The sequence below is a fragment of the Lysinibacillus sp. NPDC096418 genome, from assembly GCF_044762775.1.
Lineage (GTDB): Bacteria > Bacillota > Bacilli > Bacillales_A > Planococcaceae > Lysinibacillus.
The window spans coordinates 1-11,818 of sequence record NZ_JBIWEY010000002.1; the positions used below are offsets into that span (position 1 = coordinate 1).

General features: G+C 38.7%; 10 protein-coding genes. 8 read left to right on the forward strand and 2 right to left on the reverse strand.

Annotated elements, in window-relative coordinates:
- A partial coding sequence (gene pyc / locus ACIQZG_RS02550; RefSeq protein ID WP_402753599.1) for a pyruvate carboxylase occupies nucleotides 1-2,448 on the forward strand: 2,448 nt, incomplete at its 5' end.
- Nucleotides 2,449-2,782: 334 nt separating this feature from the next.
- Here the strand turns inward: pyc and ACIQZG_RS02555 are convergent.
- Entirely contained in the window at nucleotides 2,783-3,706 is a 924-nt protein-coding gene (locus ACIQZG_RS02555; RefSeq protein WP_402753600.1) for a COX15/CtaA family protein, read from the reverse strand.
- Between the two features lie 337 nt (nucleotides 3,707-4,043).
- On the opposite strand from ACIQZG_RS02555, the gene cyoE reads away from it, so the two are divergent.
- The 7 genes from cyoE (at nucleotide 4,044) to ACIQZG_RS02590 (ending at nucleotide 10,619) form a co-directional block, all read left to right on the forward strand.
- Nucleotides 4,044-4,961 (forward strand): heme o synthase, encoded by a 918-nt coding sequence (cyoE, locus tag ACIQZG_RS02560; protein WP_402753601.1) that lies wholly within the window; start codon nucleotides 4,044-4,046, stop codon nucleotides 4,959-4,961.
- Nucleotides 4,962-5,060: 99 nt separating this feature from the next.
- Nucleotides 5,061-6,149: a cytochrome c oxidase subunit II gene (gene coxB / locus ACIQZG_RS02565; protein WP_402753602.1), complete on the forward strand. Its 1,089-nt coding sequence runs from the start codon at nucleotides 5,061-5,063 to the stop codon at nucleotides 6,147-6,149.
- Between the two features lie 41 nt (nucleotides 6,150-6,190).
- The gene (gene ctaD, locus ACIQZG_RS02570) at nucleotides 6,191-8,077 is read left to right on the forward strand and encodes a cytochrome c oxidase subunit I (RefSeq protein ID WP_402753603.1); all 1,887 of its coding nucleotides are present in this window, start codon (nucleotides 6,191-6,193) and stop codon (nucleotides 8,075-8,077) included.
- Nucleotides 8,077-8,703 (forward strand): cytochrome (ubi)quinol oxidase subunit III, encoded by a 627-nt coding sequence (locus ACIQZG_RS02575; protein ID WP_402753604.1) that lies wholly within the window; start codon nucleotides 8,077-8,079, stop codon nucleotides 8,701-8,703. Before ctaD ends, ACIQZG_RS02575 begins: the two co-directional genes overlap by 1 nt.
- Before the next feature lies 1 nt (nucleotide 8,704).
- Nucleotides 8,705-9,046 (forward strand): cytochrome C oxidase subunit IV family protein, encoded by a 342-nt coding sequence (locus ACIQZG_RS02580; protein WP_402753605.1) that lies wholly within the window; start codon nucleotides 8,705-8,707, stop codon nucleotides 9,044-9,046.
- Nucleotides 9,047-9,198: 152 nt separating this feature from the next.
- Nucleotides 9,199-10,122, forward strand: coding sequence for a cytochrome c oxidase assembly factor CtaG (gene ctaG / locus ACIQZG_RS02585; RefSeq protein WP_402753606.1), 924 nt, complete (start codon nucleotides 9,199-9,201; stop codon nucleotides 10,120-10,122).
- A 35-nt stretch (nucleotides 10,123-10,157) separates the two neighbouring features.
- Nucleotides 10,158-10,619 carry a DUF420 domain-containing protein gene (locus tag ACIQZG_RS02590; RefSeq protein WP_402753607.1) on the forward strand — a complete coding sequence of 154 codons (462 nt, stop codon included), beginning with the start codon at nucleotides 10,158-10,160 and terminating at the stop codon, nucleotides 10,617-10,619.
- 121 nt (nucleotides 10,620-10,740) lie between these two features.
- Here ACIQZG_RS02590 and ytvI read toward each other — a convergent pair whose 3' ends face one another.
- Nucleotides 10,741-11,814, reverse strand: coding sequence for a sporulation integral membrane protein YtvI (ytvI, locus tag ACIQZG_RS02595; protein ID WP_402753608.1), 1,074 nt, complete (start codon nucleotides 11,812-11,814; stop codon nucleotides 10,741-10,743).
- Nucleotides 11,815-11,818: the final 4 nt, after the last annotated feature.

Below are 11,818 nucleotides of genomic sequence, written 5' to 3' on the forward strand. Positions count from 1 at the left end.
ATGCCACAGCAGGACGATATTCCGCTATTTGGCTTTGCGATTCAGGCGCGTGTGACAACAGAAGACCCTGCGAATGGCTTTATGCCGGATACTGGAAAGTTGATGGTATATCGTTCAAGTGGCGGTTTTGGCGTCCGCTTAGACGCGGGAAATGGCTTCCAAGGCGCGGTTGTTACACCTTACTATGATTCGTTGCTCGTGAAAATTTCGACATCGGGCATGACATTTAAAGAAGCTGCGGCGAAAATGGACAGGAATTTACGTGAATTCCGTATTCGCGGCGTGAAAACGAATATTCCGTTTTTAAATAATGTCGTTGTCCATGAGAAGTTTTTAAGTGGCGCATTCGATACAAGCTTTATCGATACAACACCTGAACTATTCGAATTCCCTGATCGTAAAGACCGTGGCACAAAGTTACTAAGCTACATTGGGAATGTCACATTAAATGGTTTCCCAGGCGTAGAACAGAAAGCAAAGCCAATTTTCGCGCAACCAAGCATTCCAAAAGTAGACAAGTTAATCGTACCACCAGCGGGCACAAAACAAATTTTAGACACGCAAGGTGCAGATGGGTTAGTGAAGTGGATTTTAGCGCAAGAAGATGTGCTGTTAACAGACACAACTTTCCGTGATGCGCATCAATCTTTACTAGCGACACGTGTTCGCTCACAAGATATGTTCGATATCGCGGACGAAACAGCGCGTATGATGCACAATTACTTCTCACTAGAAATGTGGGGCGGTGCAACATTTGACGTAGCTTATCGCTTCTTAAAAGAAGACCCTTGGGCGCGTCTAGCAAAACTACGCGAGCAAGTGCCAAACGTATTATTCCAAATGTTATTACGTGGGGCGAACGCAGTCGGCTACACGAATTATCCAGACAATTTAATCCGTGAATTTATCGCAGAATCTGCGTCAACTGGTGTCGACGTGTTCCGTATTTTCGATAGCTTAAACTGGATTAAAGGAATGGAAGTGGCGATTGATGCCGCGCGCCAATCTGGCAAAATTGCAGAAGCATCCATCTGTTACACTGGTGATATTTTAGATGATTCAAGGGCGAAATATTCGGTGCAATATTATAAAGATATGGCAAAAGAGCTTGAACAAACAGGTGCACACATTTTAGCGATTAAAGATATGGCGGGCTTACTGAAACCAGAAGCTGCGTATCGTTTAATTTCTGAGCTGAAAGAAGCTACAAACCTACCAATTCATCTGCATACGCATGATACAAGTGGCAATGGTATTTTCTTATATGCAAAAGCGATTGAAGCAGGCGTGGATATCGTTGATACAGCACTCGGTTCAATGGCCGGTTTAACATCACAACCAAGCGCGAACTCATTGTATTATGCGATGAAGGGCGGCAAACGTGAGGTGCGAGCGGACATTGCCTCGCTTGAAGATCTATCATACTACTGGGAAGATGTACGAAAATACTATGAAGATTTCGAAAGTGGCATGATTAGTCCACATTCTGAAATTTACGTCCACGAAATGCCGGGCGGTCAGTATAGTAACCTACAACAACAAGCGAAAGCAGTAGGTTTAGGCGACCGTTGGGATGAAGTGAAGCACATGTATTCTCGCGTAAATCTACTATTTGGTGATATCGTCAAAGTAACACCATCATCAAAAGTAGTCGGTGATATGGCATTATTTATGGTGCAAAATGATTTAGACGAGGAAACAGTCATTACGAGAGGGCAAGCCATTGACTTCCCAGACTCAGTAATCGAGTTCTTCCAAGGCTATTTAGGACAACCTCATGGCGGTTTCCCAGAAGAACTACAAAAAGTTGTCTTAAAGGATCGTGAGGCCATCACAGTTCGCCCTGGTGAGCTGTTAGAGCCAGTGAATTTTGAACAGCTTGAAATGATACTAGAAGAGAAATTGAATCGTTCTGTGACGAAACAAGATGTGTTAGCGTATGCGCTGTATCCGAAAGTATTTGAAGAATATGCAAAAACACTTGATAACTTCGGAAACATTTCTGTATTAGACACACCAACATTCTTATATGGCTTGAAATTAGGCGAAGAAATCGAAGTGGAAATCGAAAAAGGAAAAACGCTTATTATTAAGCTCGTATCGATTGGCGAATCGCAGCATGATGGCACACGTGTGATGTACTTCGAGCTAAACGGTCAATCACGTGAACTCGTTATTCAAGATATGACCGTGGAAGTGGACGGCAGCATCACGCTAAAAGCAGATCCAAGCAATCCAAACCAAATCGGTGCAACGATGCCTGGTACGGTGTTGAAAGTCGTTGTCTCAAAAGGCAGCTCAGTGAAACGCGGGGATCACCTACTCATTACAGAGGCGATGAAGATGGAAACAACTGTACAAGCACCGAAAGACGGTGTGGTAAAAGAAGTGTATGCGAGTGCAGGAGATGCGATATCAACAGGGGATTTGTTGATTGAAATTGAATAGTTACTAATGAAAAAAGACTATTTCACGGCTTATAGAGCGTGTTAATAGTCTTTTTTTGTATGAATGTTGAAATAGCAAAGGAATATTACCGAAATACGCATTTGATTTAGATAAAATTTTACTATAGGCAAGCGTATGGAACGGAAGACGAAGACTTCTAGGGGGATTAGCTAGTAACTGGAGTTCCTGCTGTGGAATGAACTATATAAGTACAGATATTAGTGTAGAGTCAAAATAAACGATATATATTTTAATAGAGGCGTGATTGGTTCAGAAGTTACAAAGTAGAAAAATATAAAAAAACGACGCACAATTTGCTGTCGTTTTTTTAATATTATTTAATTTTCTTATTATTGTTGCTACGTGAAACTAGCATTATCATATAGCATAGTAGACCAAATAGAAGTGAAATGAGTAATGAATGTACGAGTGCAATAGATAAATTCAATCTTGTTAGTACGACTAACATACCAGCTATAACTTGTAAAACAACAATACTGAAGGCGATGATCCAGCCCCAATAGATAACACGTTGATCTTTGTATTCTTTTACTGCATGCCACGTTATGTATGCAATCCAGATGAAGATTATAAGAACGGCAAAGCGATGGCCCATTTGTACCCATTCATACATGTTGTTTGGTAATGCATTCGGTGTTTCGTTATAACAAAACGGCCAATCTGGACAAACCAAACTTGAATCTGTATGGCGTACAAGAGCACCTGTATAAACGACTAAATAAGAATAAATTGTGACAGCAATCGTATGCCATCGTAATTTCTTTCCAATAAATACTTGGTCAGCATCAAACTTCCGATCTACTTCAAAAACTATCATAGAAAGGAGTAAAACCGCTGCAAAGGAAATAAGTGAAATTCCGAAATGAAGTGCTAAAATGAAATCCCCTTGACCCCATAATACTTGAGCTGCACCGATTAAAGCTTGTGCGATTAAGAAGAACATCGCTAAAAATCCTAAAAACTTCACTTCACGAATATGACCAAGTTTACGCCAAGTCCAAACTGTTAAACCAAGAATAGCAATCGATACGACTCCTGTTACTAGACGGTGTGAAAATTCGATTAATACTTCTGGTGTAATTTCTTTTGGAATAAGAGAACCGTTACAATCCGGCCAGTTTCGACCACAGCCCAAGCCACTATCTGTCTTTGTTACGAGTGCGCCTCCAATTAAAATGAAGAGCATTCCAAGCGTAGCGGCAACAGCAAACCACTTCATATACCTGTTGTGTTGCATCAAATAAGTCACCCACTTTGTCTATCCACATTACATCTTCGTGTAATGTTTCTGCTACTAGATGATATCTAAAAAATGTATAAAAAACAACTTGTATTCCAATGGCGATAAAAGATGTCAGTTCCATTTCACAAATTGTTCATAATTTCGTACTTTAACCTTCACAATTCAATTTGGAAAATGATTTACTATAGATATGTTGATTTTAATTATATTTCTAGACGAGCTAAATTTTACATCTTCATCTAAATTTCACTAAACGTCTAGAAATCAATCGCAAATTTCGCTATAGTTATGGTTAGCGGAATATGCTTACAAAAATGAAAGGAGAGGTATTATGTCAAACGGTCGTACTGTGACTGCTACAAGAAATACTGGTCCAGAAACAACATCCGTTGTAAAAGATTTCCTAGCACTGATTAAAATCGGCATTGTTAACTCGAATCTTGTCACAACCTTTACAGGAATGTGGTTGGCGTTTCAGTTTACAGGCGGGCACTTCTTGCAAGAGCTTGATGTCATCTTTTGCACGATGGTAGGTGCAGCACTCATTATTGGTGGTTCTGGCGCGATGAATAATTTCATTGATCAGGATATTGATCCGATAATGAAAAGAACAAAGTCAAGACCTACAGTTACTGGCAGATTTAAACCAAGTCTTGTACTGACCATTGCCCTCTCATTTTTATTTGTAGGTGAAATTTTGTTATTTGCGGCATCATTTGCGGCCGGCATGTGGGGACTAGCAGGGATACTTGCTTATGTAGTTCTATATTCAATGTGGTCAAAAAGGAAGCATGTTAGTAACACGATTGTCGGAAGTCTTTCAGGAGCCATCCCGCCAATTATTGGGTGGGCAGCTGTCGAACCAGCGTTAGCTTCAGGAGCACTTGCTTTATTTCTCATTATGTTTGCTTGGCAACCTCCGCATTTTTATGCACTTGCGATGAAGCGAACAGAAGAGTATCGTGCAGCTAATATTCCAATGTTACCTGTTGTAAAAGGGTTTAAACGAACGAAGTACTCTATGTTTTTTTGGATTCTTTTATTATTACCGTTACCGTTCCTTTTACCCGAGCTAGGAAGTGGCTTTTTACTCCTTGCAACAGCATTGAATGTAGGTTGGTTAATTCTAGCGCTTAAAGGCTTCACAGCAAAAGATGATTTGAAATGGGCAAATAAGATGTTTATTTATTCGCTGAATCATATGACAATCTTATTTGTATCAATGATTATCTTTGCAGTGTTTAGCTAACTACTGGAATTCTTTCTTACTATAAGAATTCACATAGACAGAACCAATGTCCTAGGTACACATGAAAATACAACAAAGAAAGAGGGGTTTAATTAAGCTATGATGAAAGGGCTTAAAAAGTGGCGTCTTTTTTCACTACTAGCGGTGATGATGGTCTTCCTTTCTGGATGTGGTGAAGAGTTTATTTCTACACTAAAACCATCTGGACAAGTAGGTAAAGAACAATTCAATCTATTACTGTTAGCTACTGGAATCATGACGTTAGTAGTAGTAGTTGTGTCTGTTATCTATTTACTTGCATTCTTAAAGTTCCGACGTTCTAAAGTCGGCGAAAACGTAATTCCTAAGCAAGTAGAAGGAAGTCACACTCTTGAAGTGATTTGGACTGTTATTCCGATTATTTTATTATTAATTTTAGCTGTACCAGTTGTTACGGCTACTTACAAATTTGCAGATGTAGCTGCAATGGACGAAGTAGACGAAGATGGCAACAAAACTGCACTTACAGTTAATGTAACTGCAAAACTTTACTGGTGGGAATTCGAATATCCTAACCAAGGCATTATTACAGCTCAAGAATTAGTTGTACCAACAGGTCAAAAGGTTTACTTTAACCTAAAAGCAGCTGATGTTAAGCACTCATTCTGGATTCCTGCAGTCGGCGGTAAAATGGATACAAACGTAGAAAACGTAAATAAATTCTACCTAGTATTTGACGAAGAATCAGAAGGCCTAAAAGATGGCGTATTCTATGGTAAATGTGCTGAGTTATGTGGTCCTTCACATGCTCTAATGGACTTCAAAGTTAAAGCGTTAAGCCCAGATGCATTTGATGCATGGGTTGCAGCAATGCAAGCGACAGAAGGACAAACTGCTGATAAAGAATCTGCGGATCTTGGTGAAGCAACATTTGGTAAAAGCTGTCTAGCATGTCACGCAGTTTCAGGTTCAGGTTCGACTCCAGGAATGGGTCCAAACTTAGCGACATTCGGTGATCGTAACCGACTAGCTGGTTTCTTAGACCACACTGAAGAAGATTTAAAAGCGTGGATTAAAGACCCTGAAGAATTCAAACCTGGTAACTTAATGATGAATGCTGATGGCACTGCTCCAATCTACGGCGACTTAACTGACGAAGAAATTCAAGCTCTTGCAACTTATATCATGGGCTTATCTGTTGAAAAATAATTTTTAGTTTATGTTACAAACTTTAAGGGAGGTAAAAAGTTGTGAGCTCATATACACAGAAAAAGGGCTTCGGAGCAACTGTCTGGGATTACATTACTACTGTTGACCATAAAAAGTTAGCAGTCATGTATTTATTAGCCGGTACATTGTTCTTCGCTATCGCTGGTTTTGAAGCGTTATTAATGCGTATTCAGTTAATGAAACCAAATAATGATTTCATTTCAGCAGGTTTTTTCAATGAATTATTAACAATGCACGGAACAACAATGTTATTCCTAGCTGCGACTCCATTGCTATTCGCATTTATGAACATGCTTGTACCATTACAAATTGGTGCACGTGACGTTGCATTCCCATTCCTTAACTCTTTAGGGTTCTGGTTATTCTTCCTAGGTGCGGTATTCCTTCACCTGTCATTCTTTATGGGTGGCGCTCCTGATGCGGGCTGGACTTCTTATGCATCATTATCATTATATTCTCCAGGTCATGGTATTGACTTCTATGTACTTGGTTTACAAATTTCAGGGGCAGGTACATTAATTTCTGGTCTTAACTTCATCGTTACGATCATTACAATGCGTGCTCCAGGTATGACATTCATGCGTATGCCATTATTCGTGTGGACTTCACTTGTATCAAGTGCTTTAATCTTATTCGCGTTCCCTCCACTTACAATCGGTTTATTAATGATGTTAATTGACCGTATGTTTGGCGGTCAATTCTTTAACCATGTTATGGGTGGTAACACAGTAATTTGGGAACACTTATTCTGGATCTTCGGACACCCAGAGGTTTATATCTTAGTATTACCAGCGTTCGGTTTATTCTCTGAGATTATTCCAACGTTCTCTCGTAAGCGTTTATTCGGATACTCTTCAATGGTATTCGCAACAATTTTAATCGGGTTCCTAGGCTTCATGGTTTGGGCTCACCACATGTTCACAACTGGTCTTGGGCCAACTGCAAACGCAATCTTTGCTGTTGCAACAATGGCTATCGCCGTTCCAACAGGTATGAAAGTGTTTAACTGGATCCTCACAATTTGGGGCGGTTCTATTAAAGTTACAACACCAATGCTTTATGCACTTGGTTTCATCCCGTCATTCGTTGCGGGTGGTGTTACAGGGGTAATGCAAGCATCTGCTCCTCTTGACTATCAATTACATGATTCTTACTTTATCGTAGCTCACTTCCACTACGTAATCGTTGGTGGTATCGTTACAGCATTATTCGGTTCAGCGCACTTCTACTGGCCAATTTTCTTCAACCGTATGTTAAACGAAACGCTTGGAAAATGGACTTTCTGGGTATTCTTCATTGGGTTCCATTTAACATTCTTCGTACAGCACTTCCTTGGTTTAATGGGTATGCCACGTCGCGTATTCACTTACATGGAAGGTCAAGGTTGGGATCAGTTCAACTATATTTCAACAGTCGGTGCAGCAATGATGGGTGTAGGGGTTGTCATGATGGTAATCAACTGCTTACTGTCAATTAAACGTCCACCAGCTGGTCAAGATCCATGGGGAGATGGACGTACTTTAGAATGGGCGATTCCACAACCAATTCCATTCTATAACTTCCGTCAAACTCCACTAGTTCGTGGATTAGACCCATACTGGATTGAAAAACAAGAAGGTAACAAAGAAGGTATGACATATGCTGAGCCAATTGGCGATATCCATATGCCAAACAACTCTGCAATTCCATTCGTAATTTCAATGGGTATGTTTATTGCAGCATTCGGTGCTCTTTACAACCCAGATGCTGATAAACCTTGGTCAATCTATATACTAATTGCTGGTTTAGCAATTACATTTGGTGCTATGATTACTCGTTCTGTTAAAGACGACCATGGTTTCCATTTACACAAAGAAGAAATTCTTGAAATTGAAGAACAACTTTACGGCAAAGGAGGAAAAAAATAATGGATTACAACACTAAATTTACTCCTCATACTTGGCCAGATCATCCTGAACAAGCTACAATGGAGGGGAAGAATAAAGTTGTTGGTTTCTGGATTTTCCTTGCATGTGAAGTTGTACTTTTTGCAAGTTTATTCGCAACATACTTAGCACTTAAGAACAAAGGGCCAGCAGGCATGAAGTTCTCAACACAAGAATTATTTGAATTACCGTTAGCATTTGCAATGACAATGTTACTTTTAACATCTTCATTGACATCGGTTTATGCAATTTACCATATGCGTAACTTTAACTTTAAGGCTATGCAAACTTGGTTAGCAATTACGTTACTTTTAGGTTTAGGTTTCTTATGTTTAGAAATATATGAGTTCTATCACTATGTACACCTTGGCTTCACATTTGGCCAATCTGCATTCGCAACTGCGTTTTATTCGCTAGTTGGTACACATGGTTTCCACGTAACGTTAGGTCTAGTTTGGATTTCAACATTAATGATTCGTAACGCTAAACGTGGTCTTAACCTATACAACGCACCAAAATTCTTCGTAGCTGCTTTATACTGGCACTTTATCGATGTAGTTTGGGTGTTCATCTTTACAGTAGTATACTTGATGGGAGTGATCGGATAATATGTCACACGATACACCTGTAGTTGCTAAGTCTCAAGCGCAGTACGAGTATGATCGTCATCACAATGCCGTTCATATGCGTAAACAAGTAATTAACTTTGCGATCATGATTTTCTTAACGTTCATCGCGTTCGCAGTAGTTGCTGCTGATTTTTCAGTATATTTAATCGTACCTTTCGTTTTGTTATTAGCAGGTATTCAAGTAGTGCTTCAACTTTATTCATTCATGCACTTAGAAGATAAAAAAACTCACTTCGGTGGCGTTATTGCGTTCTTCATGTGGTTTGGTATTCTTATAGCATTCACTTTCTTCCTTGCGTTCTTGACGATCGTTTGGTGGTAATCTTTAAAAAGCACGTTCCTACTAATAGGAACGTGCTTTTTTTGCCTCCATATCATGTTAAATGTGGAGAAATTGTTCACTGATCGTTCATTGCAGTTCACATGTAAGGGCTTTATAATAGGAGTATTGAAGTTTAAAGGGGTGCGTTTAACATGTCACTTAGTATATTTGGTTTCCAAGCATTATGGAGCCCGTATTTAATAGGGGTTCTCGTTTTCATAACAGGATTGTATTTTTTAGTAACAATTAAATGGAGAAAAGACTTTAAAGTAAATGAGCCTTTGAAAAAGGGTGAGGCAATATACTTCCTATTAGCCATGGTGACGATATATATTATTAAAGGGTCTCCTTTAGATTTAATGGCACATATAATGTTTACGGTACATATGGTGCAAATGGCTGTGTTATTATTACTTGTACCAATCTTCATTATTAAAGGGATTCCTTGGTGGCTGTGGAAGGTTGTAATTGAGGCACCGGTCATAAAGACAATTTTTAGGGTGCTTACATTACCTGTAGTAGCTGTTTTAGTATTTATCGGACTTTTCTCATTTTATCATTTACCATCTGTATTAGATTACATTAAGTTAAACGAAACATTCCATGGTACGTACACATTTATATTGTTTATTTCTGCGGTATTAATGTACTGGCCAATCATTCAAAAAATGCCAGATCGACAACAAATGAAGCCGCTGTATAAAATAGGCTACATTATTGCAAATGCAGTATTGATCACACCGGCTTGTGCCCTTATAATTTTCGCACCAGAACCTATGTATGATACATATACAAATGGTGATGCATGGTTGAAAGCAATGGAGTTATGTGTACCTGCATCGACTTTATCAGGATTATCGCTATCTGGTCCCGAGCTATTTACAGATATGAAGCCTATTGAGGATCAACAACTTGGCGGTGTAATAATGAAAATTTTACAAGAGCTGATTTTTGGGGTTTTACTTGCTTCTATCTTTACAAAATGGTATCGCTCTGAACAAAAGGATTCCGATAAAATTACTGCAGATGCATTAAAAGCGCATCAACAGAAATGGGAAAACGAACATCAAATGTAAAACTAGAAATTTTATATGTATAAGGGGTTTTGAGGATGAGTTTAGAAATTTTACCCACGATTAGTACATCATTTATCGTCATTAGTGCGGTATTAGTGGCAATTGGTTGGGGTTTAGTAGTAAAAGGAAAAGTAGAAGCACATAAAAAAGTAATGTTGGCTGCAGGTGTTGCTGCCCTTATTTTCTTCATTATCTATGCTTCACGTACAGTCTTTATTGGTAATACTGCATTCGGTGGTGGAGATGATTTAAAACCATACTATACATTCTTCTTAATTTTTCACATTATTTTAGCAACAACAGGAGCTGTTTTTGGTATTGTTAGTATTATTTCAGGTTTAAAAACAAACTTGAAACTTCACCGTCGTATTGGGCCGATTACGAGTATTATTTGGTTCTTTGTAGCAATTACTGGTGTCATGGTTTATTGTCTGTTATACGTACTGTTTGAGCCAGGTGAAACTACATCAGTTATTAAAGCGATTCTAGGGTTTTAATATGAATCAGTGGCAAATCTGCTAAAAGCGGAGCTATGGCTAAGAACGCCGCTTCTGCGACAATGCTTGAGTGACTACGGAATTACGCCGAGTCGTTAATTGTTTAATAAAATCTCCCTTCTTACTCTTCGGTAGGAGGGAGATTTTTTGATGGTGGTGGATTGATGAGGGTCATAATAACAACAATAACTAATGGACCGATTAATATGCCAAGAAAGCCGAAGATTTTGAAGCCAATGAACATCGAGATGAGTGTAGAAAGAGAAGATAATCCAATTTGGTCACCAATGATTTTAGGTTCAATCATACGGCGAATTAAAAATAGCACGACAGTTAAAATTATTAGAGCCAATGAAAATAAATATTCGCCAGTTACAACATTGTAGATAGCCCAAGGACCGAGCAATATAATCGAATCTAAAAAAGGAATAAAGTCAAGTATCACGAGCAGCAGCGCTAATACAATTGGAAATGGCATCTTTAATAAGAAGAATGCAAGCAATGCCACAATAAAAATGCAGACTGCTACTAAAACTTGTGCCTTGATAAATCCAAACAAAGCAATCTTAACTCGCTGTGCAATAAGTATTAGTTTTTGTTGATGATGAAAAGGAACAGGTGACAATAACTTTTGATTAATGGATGGTAACTCTAATAGTAACATGTATAAGACGAGCCAATAGATTAATACATCAAAAAGTAGTGTCGGTAAATGGGTCATAAAAGATGACCAATAATTTAAATTTGTTAGTGAAAAGGCAAAATCTTCGAGAGAAATAAGCCCTCGAGAAATTAGTGTTTGAATTTGAATCACAAGTTCGAGAGGTAGAGGATGCGTATAGACGGCTAGTTTTGATTGCATCTGAATCCAAAATGCAGATAATTGGTTAATATATTCTGGGAAATGGTTTAAAAATGTTGAAAATTGCTTCCAGGCTATATATCCTATTAACAGACATATCAAAGTGCTGAGAATGAAAAAAATTATGGATAATATCGAAACGGTGGCACTTCTTTTGAAACGAAGTCGCTTTCCGATCTTTAAGACAAAGGGCTCCAGTAAAAGGGCAGTTAAATAGGCAAGGATAATCGGAAGCGATAGGGATATTAACCAAAGCATCGCAGTACCTATTAAAATAACTGTAATTGGATGACGGAAAAAGGGTTTTTGGAAAAAGCTTTTCAATTTAACCACCTAC